Origin of the sequence: Spiroplasma endosymbiont of Tiphia femorata (genome assembly GCF_964020225.1) — a bacterium.
GTDB lineage: Bacteria > Bacillota_I > Bacilli_A > Mycoplasmatales > VBWQ01 > Spiroplasma_E.
Map to the genome: position 1 here is coordinate 1,674,985 of NZ_OZ026544.1, position 15,285 is coordinate 1,690,269.

The window sequence follows — 15,285 nt, forward strand, 5'->3', positions numbered from 1 at the left end:
TGATTTATCTATTCTGATTATTTGTTAAGACACGATGATGACTACGACATCGAGCTTCATATTGTTCTTGCGCACCAATTAAAATAATTTCATCATCATATCTAGCTTCCCGGCCATTAATAATACGTTGTGTTCTTGTTGCTGCTTTACCACATTTTACACAAACAGCATCTAATTTAGTTACAAATTCTGCTAAAGCTAATAATTCTTTAGTAACAGGAAATGGTTCACCACGAAAATCTTGATCTAAACCCGCAACAATAACTTGCTTATTTTGATTTGCTAATGTTTTAATCACTTCAATAATTGATGGTTTAAAAAATTGTACTTCATCAATTGCAACTGCTTCTATTTCTTTATCTACATGTTTTAATATTTGCATTGGATCATCAATTACTATCGCTGTGATAGATACTCCTTTATGACTTACTACTTTTTTAGCATCATAACGAATATCAACCTTGGGTTTAAAAACTAGCACTTTGCGTTTAGCATACTGTAAACGATTTATACGTCGCATAAACTCTTCGGTTTTTCCAGCAAACATACAACCAGTAATTACTTCAATTCATCCCTCATTATAACGACTATACATTTATATCCAACTCCATCTCTAATTTTAATTGTTTGTTAATTCTGGTGATTTACTAGCAATTTTATCTAAACTATCAATCAATTTTTCAACTTCATTAATATTTTGTAAATATGCACCAGCTGCTGTCTGATGACCACCACCACCAAACTTTGCAATAGCATCATTAATTATTCATCTTGCACTACGAACACTAACTTTAATTTTACTATTCATTTGATCATAAGCAGCAATTAATCAAATTTTAATACCATCAATATTTGACATTACATTAACTTGGCTAGTTAAATCTTCTCTAGTTAAAACAACTTCGCCTTTAATATTTAATATTTTATTTTGACTAATAATTTTTGTTTGTAAGTCAGTAATTATTTTATCGTTAAATATTATATAAGCAACACCATTATCAGTAATTTTAAAATTTGATAATATATATCCTTTCAATCTTGCGATTTTTAAATTTTGAATATATAAACTTTGATATAAGTCTAATAAATTAAAATTTTGTTTAACTAAAAAACTAGCAACCTGAAAAGTTTCTTCATTAACAGAGCGATACAAAAATCTACCAGAATCGGTAACTAAACCAAGAAATAAATTTCTAGCTGCTAAAGCAGAAACTTTTAAATTCAATACTTGTGCTCATTTTGCCACTACTTGGCAAGCAGCAGAAGCCTTTTCTTCAATTAAATCAATATCACCATATTTATCAACAATTGGATGATGATCAATTTTAATTATCTTTTTTCCTTCTTCTCAAAATTGACCACTAATTCGTTCGCGATTAGCTGTATCAGTGACTATTACTAGTGCATTTTCATAATCTTCTTTTTTAACAAAAGTTGGTTGTGGAAATAATGATGCCATATGTTCATTTGTTTCGCCTGGAACAAGTACTTTTTTATTTTGAAAATTATCTTCAATAATTTTTTTTAATCCTCATTGTGAACCCAAAGCATCTCCATCAGGATTAATATGACGATGAATAATAATTGGATTACTGATTTTTATTAATTCATAAATTGCTTGTGCTTCTTTTTTAAACTTATTCATATTATATATCCTTTCTATTCTATCATGTACCAATTAATTGCTTTGTTTCATCATCAAAAACAAAAATTGAATTTTTAGTAATACTAATTCAACCAACAGTTCCCACTTCTAAATTATCATTATTATTTGTTAAAACTTCAAATTGTTCTGATTTAGTAGTTTCAACCAATAAATATGCTTTTTTATCATCAACTTTAGTAATATTTTTAATAACACCATTAATAATAATTGAATTTTTTAAAAAAGTAAATCGTGGTTTCTTTGCACTAAACAAAATGGCATTTGATTTAAAAGCAATAGTAGAAGCAGTTTTAACATCAAACTTACCTAAATTTACATTATAAAAATATAAATTATGAGCATTTCATTCTCCCTTTGCAATATTAATATGCTGTTCATTTATTTCTTTCAATAAATTTAAAGATAATGGTTTATCAGTGATTTCACTAACATTTCCTTGTTGAATAATTATTTCATTTTCAATAACAGTAACATTAGTCGCTAATAAATTAATATCAACTTGATTATTAGTTGTAAAAATAATAATTATTTTCAAAAATTTTTGTAATTTTTTAATTCAATTTGCTAATTGTTCTTTATTATCAACATTTAAAAGTTCAAATGGGTTATGCAAAATTAAAATTTTAGTAGGTACAATTAATTGTTGAATGATTTTTATTATTTGTCGCTCTACTATTGTTAATTGTGTTAAACGTAGTGACAATAAATGACTTAGTTCTAAATGTTTAAATATCATAACAATATTTTCACTAATTAAATCACGAACATCAATTAACTGTGAATATAAAGTTTGTAATTGTTGTTGATATGTTTCTTTATCTTGTAACTGTGGATTTTTTAAAATTTTATCATGATAAATTTTAATTTCATCTTTAATATTTTTTAAAAGTAAATGCATTTCATCTGGTAAAAGTTGCATTGCCACAAAATCTTGTTTCATATTAAATTTAATTCTTTGTACTTCTGCTAAGTCAATTCACTGGTCTAAAATTTGATCAATTTGACTACGAGTACATTTAATTTGTTGATATGAAACTAAATGATTAAGTTCGCTATTAAAATTTTGATTATGATTGTTACAAGTTTTTAACGTAGTTCTAATTTCACTTCTAGTAGTACTAATCTCTCTATTTAAATAATTATTTATTTCTTTAATAACAAAACTAATTTCTCGTAGTTGAAATTCTCATTTTCTTTCTTTTGGTGGATTACATCCACAAAAACATGGTCCCACTAAACTTTCCAAACTAGAAATACGATCTTGCAAAGATTGTAAAAATAATAAGTTATTATTTGCAATAATATTTTTTTCTTCGGCAGTAAATTTTTTAATTAGAATATCTGTTAATTTTTCACTTCCAGCAAAATTAAATTTCTCTTGAGCAAAGTTTTTATGAAAATGATTAATTTGATATTGATATTCTTTAATAAAATTATTACGAGTGCTTTGTGTTTCATTAATAAAATTTTTAATAATATTAATTAATTTTTCTTTAAAATAACCACTGTCTAAATTTAAACCTGTATTTTTTAAGTTTTCAATATCAGTCTTAATTTTTTGATTAATATTGCTTATTTCTTGTAAAAAGGGTTTATTAGTAATTGCTGTTCTTGCTAAGTTACGTTGAATACTAAATAATTTATTTCAACTCTGTAAATGCATACTAACATAAGCCATTTTTCGTTCAAAACCAATACTATTATAAGTAACATCAATATCATCAATTAAAATTTTACCCTCCATAATAGCAGAAGAACCTGCTAGAGCATTAATTAATTTTTCAATATTATCTTCATCATTACTAAAAATTGCCAAGCAACTAGGATATTTTCCTTCAAAACTTCAATCTTTTACGGCTTTTTCAACGGATAAATTAATAATACTAAAATTAAAGTTACTAGTTTGCTCAGTATTATATCTAATACCTTTACTTATTACCAATTTATTAAAATCAGATGATTTTTCCATAAAACCATTCCCTACCTTAAAGTTTTTTATTTCATATACTATTAAAATTATATTCTATATTTATTGGGTTGTATACATACAATATTTTAACTTAATTAATGGTAAATATGTCTGTAAATAATTTTATTTTTAAAGTATAAAAAAAAGAAACTATTATTAGTTTCTAGTTTAATTAAAATTATTTTTTAACTTGTTTAGTATCAGTTAGTTTTAGAACATCTTTTGCTGTTTCTAATACAATAGTTTTAGTATTTTGTGGTTTTGCTTTGTTTATTTCAACAGTTTTTGATTTTGTTTCAACTTGTTTGCTTGCTTTTGTATTAAAGCGTTCAACTCTTCCTTTTGCTGAAACAAATGATTGTTTTCCAGTATAAAATGGATGACAACTTGAACATGTATCAACACGGATTTCTTTACCCTTAGTTGAACCACTTATAAAATTATTGCTACATGTTATACATGTTACTTTAGTTTGAAAATACTCTGGATGGATGCTTGCTTTTGCCATGGTTTCACCTCACTTATAAAATTACTATTAATAAAAAGTACTTAAAAATAATATCATTAACAATATAAAAAAGCAAATAAATATTAATGATAGATAGAGTTTTTATTTTGATAGATTATATTGTAAAAATGTGTTCTAATTCAATTAACTAGAGTAAAATCTTTAAATGATAAAATATTTTCTAAATTATTTTTATAATGTTTAAATTATTTTATAGTAATAGGTTTACTATAAGAATTATAAATCAAATTAATAATATTAACTAATTGAAAGTTAGTTAATTGATTACAACCAAAACCATTACGTTGTACCTTACTAACTACTTGTTGACAATAGCTTTCAAGTTCACTAATAGTTCATAAACAAAGAAAAAGAATGCTTTTCTTGTTTTAATAAAATTATCACTATTAATTTACTGAGATTGTAAACCTTCAATTTGTGCTTGTAATTATTTAATTATCTTCATGTTCTTTTAATTGTTCCTGGTAATACATTATTGTTTCACTAAAATTTATTGGTAAATCAGTTTTCATCATCGTAATTGAAAATCACAATATTTGAAAGTATCTTGTAAATCCTAGATTTTTAACATTTGTGTTTTTGGATTTAATAAACTTAAATTAAAACCTTTAACTTCAAATCCTGCAACATAATACTCATAGTCACTTAATAATTGAGTTTTAATAAAATGTTCTTTTACTGCATAATCATAAGGAACTAGTAAGCTAGTGTTTTGTTTTTTCTTGGTATTTTCTGAAAGCAATTAAATATTTGATTCATAATAAAATAACTTCTTAGCCTCTTAAATGTCCCATCATTGGACAAATTAAAGATGCTACTAAAAATGAACCAAAAAGAAATATTGAAATTCGAATATATCATTGGAATGGTAGAGTTAAAAAGATTGCTGTAACTAAAATAATTCATACTATTTCCAATATGAATTCAATAATTGATATATTACGAAAGAATTTTAAACGAGTTCGACAAATGGCTTTTGGGATTAAATTTTGCATATTAATCCTTCTTTTCTTAATAAGAAATAAAATAAGGTTCTATTTAACCTTATTATTTGTAATAATTAATTTATAGTTGAAAGTAAGGCGAGATAAAGTGTTAAATTTAAATAAACTTGAAGATTACATAATTGCAATTTTACTAACTTTTGAAAATAAAAAAAACTCTATTAATAATTGAAATTCTGATTATTTAATTGAAAATATTATTGTTAATCAATTTTATAAATTTTTTAATGAAATAAATTTTCAAGATACCAATACTATGAATTTAAGAAGTATTATTGACTCAGAAATTAGTGGTATAGCTCAAAATGTAAGAAATTTTAACAAAAAGTTAGGTCTTAATTATGTAGAAGAAGATTTTCTTGATCAACACTATAAAAAACTTAATTTTCAACTTTTAAATAGGGATTTAATTAAACATTTATTTAATGAATGAATAGAAATAAATGCTTTTCTAAGTAATTTAAAATCAAATAAAACAAATGTAAGAGAGTTAGAATTTGGAAACAAAAATGAACAAATAGTTAATTACGCTAATAATATATACTCATTAAATGAAAGATTTCTTAAAAAAATAAATCAAGTAATAGTTAACAAAAAAGAAAAAGAATATACTTTACATTATTTACAAACAATAATTAAAAATAATATTAATATTCCTGCTTTAAATCATTTAAAAAACTATATTAGTGAGAATAAAAAGGTTCTTGATGAAATTGAAAATTTTAATATAAAAAATAAAAAAACTTTTAGGAACGACCCAGAACATAATGAATTTATTGTAAGTTATTCTTATAAAAAGTGTTTATTTTATCTTTTTATTCAATCGTTACTTTCACTTTTTATTGCTAAAATAATTAATTTAATACCAAAAAATTTATGACCTTTCGAATAAAATAATTATTATATTATTTTAGGATTTATAATTTCTTTTTAATTCTCTTTTAAAATAAAAAGTGCCATAAGCACTTTAAAAATTATTTAAATTAGATTATTTTTTCTAATAACTTTTAATGTTTTCTTTTTATTAATTTTAATTTAATTAATTCATTATTATATTTTTTGATTGATTTTGCAATTTGCTCTAAAAACCCATCATAGACTTGAGGACTTCCAAATAGTCTACTTGTACTTGAACTATGCAAGTGCATTTGTTTTTCCATAAAACCGCTTTCTAAAGATATTGATGATCTTACTCATTCATGTACATAACGAAATCTAGTAAACACATCACTATTAGCTTCTAGATTATCATAAAACATAGATTCAGCATAATCACAATCTGATATATCCTGTCCCTCAATAGTTCGTCAAATATCATATATTCCTTTTTTATCTCTTTCGTCTAGTTTTAAAAATAAATTATCTATTTTATGTTCTTTTGGTATTTCATTTTTAGTAAAATATAATGTCGCTTTAAGATATAATTCACAAGCAAATGCTCTATTAGTAAAATTCGGGACTATCAATGGATATTTTTTTAATTTATCTGAATCATTAAAACCACATCTCACTGCTGCTTCAAAAAAATCATCGGCAGTTTCAATTAATTTATTATATGTACTTAAATTAAATGGCAATTTTATCACCCCCTAAAAGACATAAAACTAATCCAATTTATAATTATATTTGATAAATCATAACAGCTATATTAAAAGTTGTATTTTTTGTATCATCTAAATAAAATTCATAATTAATTCAAGATTGGTCTTTTTCATTAATAAATTTTTTAAATTTTTTATGTTCATTAATTTGTAATTTAATAGTTTCTATAACATTTTTGACATTACTTTTTCGAACAAAAATTATTAAAGCTGTTTTGGTATCTCGTCAAGTTAAATAACCAATTAATTGATCAATAGCTTTTTTAAAATGAGATATGCCATTTCATATTTTACATTCTGCAATAAAAACATTAGAATTATCATATCTTAATAATATATCTGTTTTTCCAGAAACATTAAAAGTTTCGCCAGTTGCTGTTCCATTAAAATGACTGTTAATAACAAATAATATGTTATTGTGAAAGTCTTCTTCTTGATTTTGTTGATAAGAATTTTTTAATCTTTCAAATTCTTTTCCACAATCATTAATAATTTTAAGTATTTCTTCATAAACTCTAACATCTATTATTGGAGTTGATTCACTAATATGGCTTTTAGTTACTATTTTAGGAATTTCTATTCTTTTTCTAGGTTTGGAAATAGGTATAGAGAAAGTCTCTGACATATTTTTATTTTGTTTTAGTGGTATTTTAAGTCTAGTAAAATCTTTTTGTCTTTTTAATAAAACTTCTTTTCTATTTTTAAAAACATTACTAATATATGATTTTAAATTAACATTAAATTCTTTAAGATCTCTGTTAATACTTCCTGTATTATCCTTAATGACTTTTTCCATTTGATTATATTCATGATTAACACTTTCTATATTATCATCTTGGTACGAAATAATTTCAAATGATAAACAATTGGAACTCAAGTTTATATTTTTATTAGAAAAAAGACCTCAAGCCATAATAAAAGAACTTGGAGAATAAGATAAAAGTTCATAACTTCCAAAAACAGGAATTTTAAATTTAATTATTGGTTTCTTTGTTTGACAATGATGACCAAAAAAATCTTGACCATTAACTATTGCTTCTTCAACATCGGATTCTGCAGTATCAAAACTTAATGTAATTTCATCTAACGAAAATTTATCATATAAATAATTTGTATACTCTTCTTCATTAACATTCAAAATATAATTGTCTTCACATTGTTCTACTTCATTTTTAATTTGTTGTTTTTTTGACTCAAAAACATTACTAAGACAGTTATTTCTATTAAAAATCATTATTAGTACCCCCCTTATAAATTGTTAAATTAAATTTCTTAGTAAAATTATATTTTTTATAAAAAAACAAAAACAAGTAAATATGAACTTTATTTAATTTTTTTAGTGTTTATATTTCTCTTTAAACCGCCAATACACTTTTTCTTACGATGATATCTTAAATAAGCAACTCCAGTAAGAATAAAAATTGAACGAAATACTGTAAAGACAATTCATGTTGTGTTAAAACCACTAGTACTATGATTAGGGTCTGGATCTAGGATTGGAGTTGGGGGACTAAGAGGAATGAGTGGATCAGGTGGAACTTTAGGATTATTAATTAATTGTAATATTGTGCCATTAATACACTTTAAAAACTTGTCTTGCGCAAAAATAGTGATATTTAAATTTACTCAATTTTTACTTGCTAAAAAATGTTTTAAAGTTGTTTCATCAAATGGTGTCAACACCAATACCATTATCGAAAAATATGTATAATAATTAACTACAGTATTTCTAGTACCAGCATACTTTGAACTGCTCCAATGGCACATAATGATATAAGTGCATGCAAGTACATTCTTTACCTCCTTCCTCTGATAACAAACTTTTACTAGACTAACCTTAAGTAAATAAAAATTCGCTTATTGAAAATGAATTTAAAATTCACTTATATATGTTTTAAGTTTGTTGTATATATTTTAGATATCTACCAAATATTTCCCTCTACCTTAACTATAAATTATTTATCATAATAGAATGTTTTAAATAGTTTTAATATTAAATCATTTACTATTTAAATTTATTAATATCGAAAAAAATATTGAAAAAAATATAAAATTTGATAACCTTTAATCATAAACATATAAGTTTTAAAAAACCTATTACTTTATTTAAAAGTAAATAGGTTTTTTTATTTAGAAATATATTAAAGGAGAAAATAAAGATGTTAGATTTTGCTAAATATTTTGATTTACAAAGTGATGGTGAATATTTTGATTCAATCATGAAAAATATAATTAAAGAAAATAGAAAAAATGAAAATGTAATTAATATTTCAGAAGAAGAATTAATATTAAAAGAAACTAATGATTTCAAAGAATTTAAATCACTAATTGAAAAAGAAATTAAAATGTTTATTTTTAATGATGTAAAAAAAACTCTACAAGAATGAAAATTAAAAAATTTTAAAAAAATTTATGCTCTTGAAGAAAGAAGAATAAAATATAGTCGTCAAAATTATCCAGATGAAGTATTTCAAACTCACTATGCTATTTATCAAAGAATTAATGAATATTTTAACAATGATTATAATACTTTGGTAATTTCTGAAATTTTAAAAAATTTAAAAGAATTAGAAAAAATCTATAAAGAACTTAATAAATTTGATGATGTTTTTACTGATAATTGTTTTTTATTAGAAGAACTATTACCAGAATTTCAAGAAAGTATAAGCAAAAATAGTATGAATGAAATGCAAAACAGAAAAAGAAATATTAAACAATTGGCAAAAGAAAATGAGCAAGAAAATGAAGAATGAGATATAACAGAAGAAGATGAAATTAAAGAATTAAAAAGTAACAATACTAATAGAAAAATTGCTCTTTATGAATTATTAAATAAAAAACTTGATGAAAAAAAGAAACTTAAATTTAAACCTTGAAATAATACTAAACATAAACAAATTGATCAAGAAATTACAAAAATTAAAAAAGAATTACAAACTATTGAAGAACATGAAGAAAATGAAAACAATAAAGTTATTGAACAAATAATTACCGAAGTTAACCAACTACAAGTTCAACCTTCAATTAATACAGATGATGATATTAATAATTATTATGATGAACAAACAACTGTTCAAAAACAATCTTCAACTTTATAAAAAGTATTATATTAAATATAAATAAAAAATTATAATCTAGTAATAGATTATAATTTTTTATTTTTTATATTTTTTAATAATTGAAAATCATTAAAATATTTAATAACATTGACATTTTTATTTTTAATATCTATACTGTATATAAATCAAATATAGTTTATAACTCAATTACTTTTGAATAAGTAATTGAGTTATTTATATTTTAAAAAAGGAGAAAGTTAAAAATGACTATCAATGATGATTTAATAAATACAATTTATCATGAGGCAGGACATGCTTTTATAAACTTAGCAAAAGGTATTTCATTATCAGAAGAAGGAATTACTATTAAAAACAATGGCGGTGGTCATACAATGATAGAACCATCAGAAAATGTTTCATTATTATCAATGATATCTTCTAATCTTGCGGGAAAAATAGCTGAAAAAATTATGGTAGGAAAATCAATTCCTCAATCAGCCTCACATGACATACAAAATATTTTAGAATTATTAGATGAACTATCAAAAATAAATTTAAGTCATAAAATACCAAAAATTTTACTAAAACAAACACAAGAAACCGTAAATACATTAATAGAAAATTATAAGACAATACATTTAATTGCAATAATGTGTCTTGTTAAAAAAGAAAATAATAAAGAAGAAATAGAATTTATTTATAAATATAAAGAGTTGCCAAAACACATCAAATGTAAAATAGAACAAGATACAAATTTGAATAATTTTTTAAATTCAGAATTTAATGTTGAAAGTTTTAAAAAATATCAAAATTATAGTTTTGAAGACTTTTTTAAATATGAATTGTTTGAATTTAAGACATTATTAAATTTCTATCCAAATTTAAAATCTGAAGCAAATGCTTATGAAAACTTTAGTAATAAAATAATTGATTTGTGTTTGAAAAATGATTCATTGAAATTAAAAATTATTAAAGAATATACAAAAGTAGTTGAAGAAATTGTTAAAAAATCAATAACAGTAGCAGAAGATTGAAATAATGCATCTATAAATTTTACTGAAACTATTTTAAGTAAAATATTATGAAAAGAAATACCATTTTATTCACAATGAAATAAAACAGATATAGATTTTATTAATCAAGAAAATAGCAAAGTTTCAACAAGTAAAGGTCAAAGTTCTAGTAATAAATTATAAAAAATATAAATCTTAGATACTTTAAAACTTTAGACATATTACGCAACTAATTAATTTTAAAAATTGAAAAAATATTTAATATTTTACTTCATTAATTCATTTATAGTAGTGTTTGGAGAAATTATAAGGTAGTGATGTTATTAATTTTTATCCATATATAATTTCATATATCCTTGAAATGAAATGAAATAAATTATCTTTTATACACTGAAAAAAGTTGTAAAAATATTATAATAAATAAATGACATATTTGAATATGTCACCATAAGTTTAAAAATTTTAAAGAGGTATAAAATGAAAAGAATATTAAATATTTTAAGTTGTTTAACATTTAGTGCATTAACTACTATTAACATTAACGCTTGTGACTTTTTTGATAACAATTCTCACAAATCAAAACCTTTGTATGAAAATGAAGAATGATTTAATGGCACAAGTTCTCAATATGAAGGTAATATTGTAGACAATATCAATATAATGTCTTGAAAAAAATATCATTTAGATTGACAATCATTTATTAAAAAGTATCAATTATTAAATTTTGATGATAAAGCAATTATTAAAGTTGAAATTGCCACATATAAAAACTGTATATGACATAATTTACCATTTCAAATTACAGGACCTAACTTATCAGTTAATACAGCAAAAATTAACACATCAAACAACACAAATGATGAAAAAAACAAAACTTGAAATATAGAATTTATGTATTATTATGGCAGTTGACTTACTCCGTTAGTTTTTATTCATATCTATGCTCAAGCATTTTTTTGATATAGTAATAATGGCAATATATATTTATCTATTCATTTAAAAGAAGAATCAAAAAATGCTGTAGAAGGAGCACACTTTAAACTTCAAATAAATAGTGCATATTTAAGCTAAATTTATTAATTATAATAATAAAAAGGGGACAATATAACAATGAATGATGAAGATGAAAAATGTGACTTAGAAGTTAAATCAATTTTAGAAAAACAATATAAAAATGATCAAATCAAAGAGTTCTTAGTAAAACTTATAAATTCAAAAAAAGAAGAAAATAAATTTTATAGTAACTTAGAATTACTAGTGGATGTTTCACTATATTATAAAAAGATTAAAAAAACTGTTAAAATAACAAATAATACTTTGGAAATAATAAGCAAAATTTTAAAATTAAATGATACTGAAATAAATAATTTTTTAAGTTTAAGTTGAAATAAAATTCAAGAAATAACTACAGAAAAAATCATAAATATCGAAGAAATTAATGATTTATTAAATGAACCTTTTGTAAATACTTCATATATTAATCAAAAAAATTTAATATAGATTTCTAATTTAATATCTTTCTAAAATACTTACATTAACCTCATAAATAACACTCAAAAGTATTATAAATACTATTTTATTTTTGAAATAATGTAAAATTATTTTATAAAAGGGGTTAAAGTTTGAAAAAGGGGTATTTTATGAAAAATTTAAAAAGTATACTATCAATTGTAGGTGTTTTAGGATTTACAGCAGCAACAACAAGCAATGTCACTGCATGTATAAGTAATATAACAAGTAATTTTCAAGAAATAACAAATTGAAAAGAAAATAATGGTGAAATTCAAAGCTTAGTTAATAATAAAAATACTATTTATGCAGGAACCAAAACTGGCGATGGCAAAGGTAATTTATTTAAAATTACTGATGATGATACAATAACAGCACTATCTAAATGAGATGAAAACAACGGTGAAATATGTAGTCTATTAAACATTAATAATACTATTTATGCAGGAACCAAAACTGGTGATGACAAAGGTAATTTATTTAAAATTACTGATGATGATACAATAACAGCACTATCTGATTGAAAAGATACTAATGGTGAAGTTCGTGGTTTACTAAATGTCAATGGCACAATCTATGTTGGAACTAAAACAACACCTATTAATAATGCATATACAGGAAAGTTAATTAAAATTACAAAAGATGACACAATAACAATATTATCAAAATGAAATGTAAATAATGGTGAAATTTATAGTTTAACTAGTTCAACAAACGAAAGTATTTATATTGGAACCAAAACTGGTGATGGTCAAGGAGATTTATATAAAGTTAAAGAAGATGGTACAAGTACACTAGTAACCAACTGAAAAGAAACTAATGGCGAAGTTTTAAGTCTAGTTAATGACAATAATACAATCTTTGTTGGAACAAGAACTACTGATGGTAAAGGAAGATTATTTAAAGTTGTCTATACAGTAGCAATTGGTATTTTTAGTTGAAGTAGCAGTGGTGGCGAAGTACATAGTTTATTAAATGTCAATGGTATTGTTTACGCTGGAACTAAAATTAGTGATAATAAAGGAAAACTATTTAAAAGTTTAAATCCAGAAGGATAATAAAAACTAATTAATTTAATTTATTAACTTCTTTTAAAAAAAACCTAAAATTAAATTTTAGGTTTTTTATTATTTTTATCCTGTATAATTTTCAAACTTACCTCATTTTGGAATAAAAACAGTTACTACTTTTCCTGTTGGGCCGTTTCGATGTTTAGAAATAAGAATTTCAGCAAGATTACTTTCTTGTGAACTTGTTGTTTCTTCACTATTTTTTTCCTTATAATAATCATCACGATATAAAAACATAATTACATCAGCATCTTGTTCAATAGCCCCTGACTCACGTAAATCAGACATTAAAGGACGTTTTTCTTCACGTCTCTCCACCATTCTTGATAATTGTGATAAACAAACAATTGGTACTCTTAATTCTCTTGCCAAAATTTTTAAACTACGAGAAATATTTGAAACTTCTTGTTGACGTGATTCACTATCTCTACCAGTTAATAACTGTAAATAATCAATAATTACTAATTTAATGCTATTTTCACGACTTAATTTTCTTAATTTAGTTTGCAACTCTAAAACTCTTAAACCAGGTGTATCATCAATAATAATTCTTTTTTGTTTCAATTGCTCAGCAGTAGCACTAATACGATTTCAATCAGCCTGTGTAAATTTAGACTTATTACGTAAACGATTAGCATCAAAATGTCCTTGACAAGAAATCATTCTTGTAATTAATTGATCTTTTGGCATTTCTAATGAAAAAATAACAACAACATCGTTTTTATTATCTTGTTCATTAGCAGCATTTAAAGCAAAATTAAGTGCTAAGGCGGTTTTACCCATTGAAGGTCTAGCTGCTAAAATAATTAAGTCACCTCGCTGAAAACCACTAGTAATCATATCCAAATTGTTAATACCTGAACTTGTACCAGTAATATTAACTGTTGATTTTTGTAGTTGTTCAATTTTAGTTACCACATCATCAATGTGTTCACTAATTGGCAACATCTCTTCATGATTACGTTCACTACTTACTTGTACAATTTGAGCTTCAGCAGCAATTAAAACTTCATTAATTGACTTTTCACTTTGTAACTCTTTACCTATATTTTTTAAAGCATTTTCTAATTGTCGTTTAGTAGTTCTTTCAATCAAAATATCAATGTGTTCTTTTAAATTAGCATCAGTAATATATTGAGCCACTAAAGAAGATAAATATTCAATTCCACCAATTTTATCCAAATTATTTTGCTTAACTAATTCTTCGGCAATAGTTGTTATATCAATACCAGAATTATTTTTATAAAGATTGGTAATTGTTTTAAAAATAATTTGATTAGAATTAATTGTAAAATCATGTGGTGCCAATAAATTTAATGCACTTTCACATGCTGGTGATGATTGAATCATCGCACTTAAAACATTAACTTCTGCATTATTTATATATTGACCATTGTTAGACATAATTATTCTCCTAAAACTTCAACCTTTAATTGTGCAATAATTGTAACATCTAATTTAATATTAATGTTAGTTATACCTAATTCATTAATAGGATTAAATTTAACAAATTTATGTTTATCAATTTTAATGTTATATTTTTGCACTAGTTGTTCACAAATTTGTTTTGAAGAAATAGCACCAGAAACTTTACCATTATTACTTTTTAATTTAAATTGTAAAGTAATTAAATCTAATTGTTCTTTAATTTTTTGTAAATCTTCTAATTCCATTTCTCGTTGTATTTTTTTATTTTCAATTACTTTTTGATTAATTTTTAATGCTTCTGTTGTAGCAATTACAGCTAATTTTCTTGGTAATAAATAATTTTTACCATAACCATCACTAACATTAACAACTTCACCTTTTTTACCATAATTTTTAACATCCGTTAAAAGGACAACTTTCATTGTAAACATCTCACT

General features: G+C 23.2%; 16 protein-coding genes. 6 read left to right on the top strand and 10 right to left on the bottom strand.

Annotated features, from left to right (window positions below):
• Positions 1-4 precede the first annotated feature (4 nt).
• From AACK83_RS10340 to AACK83_RS10360, 5 genes are all read right to left on the bottom strand, one after another.
• The gene (locus AACK83_RS10340; protein ID WP_281749194.1) at positions 5-595 is read right to left on the bottom strand and encodes a thymidine kinase; all 591 of its coding nucleotides are present in this window, start codon (positions 593-595) and stop codon (positions 5-7) included.
• A 24-nt stretch (positions 596-619) separates the two neighbouring features.
• Positions 620-1,645 (bottom strand): DHH family phosphoesterase, encoded by a 1,026-nt coding sequence (locus AACK83_RS10345; protein ID WP_174480978.1) that lies wholly within the window; start codon positions 1,643-1,645, stop codon positions 620-622.
• Positions 1,646-1,664: 19 nt separating this feature from the next.
• Positions 1,665-3,635, bottom strand: coding sequence for a hypothetical protein (locus AACK83_RS10350; protein ID WP_338958345.1), 1,971 nt, complete (start codon positions 3,633-3,635; stop codon positions 1,665-1,667).
• A 178-nt stretch (positions 3,636-3,813) separates the two neighbouring features.
• Complete coding sequence (gene rpmE, locus AACK83_RS10665; protein ID WP_368862541.1) at positions 3,814-4,143, bottom strand: 50S ribosomal protein L31; 330 nt, start codon at positions 4,141-4,143, stop codon at positions 3,814-3,816.
• Positions 4,144-4,720: 577 nt separating this feature from the next.
• Positions 4,721-4,906, bottom strand: coding sequence for a hypothetical protein (locus tag AACK83_RS10360; protein ID WP_338958348.1), 186 nt, complete (start codon positions 4,904-4,906; stop codon positions 4,721-4,723).
• Positions 4,907-5,256: 350 nt separating this feature from the next.
• Between AACK83_RS10360 and AACK83_RS10365 the strand changes: the two genes are divergently transcribed.
• Entirely contained in the window at positions 5,257-6,060 is an 804-nt protein-coding gene (locus AACK83_RS10365) for a hypothetical protein (RefSeq protein ID WP_338958350.1), read from the top strand.
• Positions 6,061-6,175: 115 nt separating this feature from the next.
• Here AACK83_RS10365 and AACK83_RS10370 read toward each other — a convergent pair whose 3' ends face one another.
• The 3 genes from AACK83_RS10370 to AACK83_RS10380 all read right to left on the bottom strand — a co-directional run bounded on the left by AACK83_RS10370 (position 6,176) and on the right by AACK83_RS10380 (position 8,536).
• On the bottom strand, positions 6,176-6,745 hold the full coding sequence (locus AACK83_RS10370; protein ID WP_338958353.1) for a hypothetical protein: 570 nt from the start codon (positions 6,743-6,745) through the stop codon (positions 6,176-6,178).
• Positions 6,746-6,788: 43 nt separating this feature from the next.
• A complete protein-coding gene (locus AACK83_RS10375; protein ID WP_338958355.1) occupies positions 6,789-8,003 on the bottom strand; it encodes a hypothetical protein in 1,215 nt (404 codons plus the stop codon).
• A gap of 89 nt (positions 8,004-8,092) precedes the next feature.
• Positions 8,093-8,536, bottom strand: coding sequence for a hypothetical protein (locus AACK83_RS10380; RefSeq protein WP_338958358.1), 444 nt, complete (start codon positions 8,534-8,536; stop codon positions 8,093-8,095).
• Between the two features lie 392 nt (positions 8,537-8,928).
• Between AACK83_RS10380 and AACK83_RS10385 the strand changes: the two genes are divergently transcribed.
• The 5 genes from AACK83_RS10385 to AACK83_RS10405 all read left to right on the top strand — a co-directional run bounded on the left by AACK83_RS10385 (position 8,929) and on the right by AACK83_RS10405 (position 13,408).
• The gene (locus AACK83_RS10385; RefSeq protein WP_338958360.1) at positions 8,929-9,867 is read left to right on the top strand and encodes a hypothetical protein; all 939 of its coding nucleotides are present in this window, start codon (positions 8,929-8,931) and stop codon (positions 9,865-9,867) included.
• Between the two features lie 224 nt (positions 9,868-10,091).
• Positions 10,092-11,024, top strand: coding sequence for a hypothetical protein (locus AACK83_RS10390; protein WP_338958363.1), 933 nt, complete (start codon positions 10,092-10,094; stop codon positions 11,022-11,024).
• A gap of 294 nt (positions 11,025-11,318) precedes the next feature.
• The gene (locus tag AACK83_RS10395) at positions 11,319-11,912 is read left to right on the top strand and encodes a hypothetical protein (RefSeq protein WP_338958366.1); all 594 of its coding nucleotides are present in this window, start codon (positions 11,319-11,321) and stop codon (positions 11,910-11,912) included.
• A 39-nt stretch (positions 11,913-11,951) separates the two neighbouring features.
• Complete coding sequence (locus AACK83_RS10400; RefSeq protein ID WP_338958369.1) at positions 11,952-12,341, top strand: hypothetical protein; 390 nt, start codon at positions 11,952-11,954, stop codon at positions 12,339-12,341.
• A gap of 140 nt (positions 12,342-12,481) precedes the next feature.
• Positions 12,482-13,408: a hypothetical protein gene (locus tag AACK83_RS10405; RefSeq protein WP_338958372.1), complete on the top strand. Its 927-nt coding sequence runs from the start codon at positions 12,482-12,484 to the stop codon at positions 13,406-13,408.
• A 75-nt stretch (positions 13,409-13,483) separates the two neighbouring features.
• On the opposite strand, the gene dnaB is transcribed toward AACK83_RS10405, so the two are convergent.
• The gene (gene dnaB, locus AACK83_RS10410; protein WP_252320077.1) at positions 13,484-14,824 is read right to left on the bottom strand and encodes a replicative DNA helicase; all 1,341 of its coding nucleotides are present in this window, start codon (positions 14,822-14,824) and stop codon (positions 13,484-13,486) included.
• Between the two features lie 2 nt (positions 14,825-14,826).
• On the bottom strand, positions 14,827-15,279 hold the full coding sequence (gene rplI / locus AACK83_RS10415) for a 50S ribosomal protein L9 (RefSeq protein ID WP_338958377.1): 453 nt from the start codon (positions 15,277-15,279) through the stop codon (positions 14,827-14,829).
• Positions 15,280-15,285: the final 6 nt, after the last annotated feature.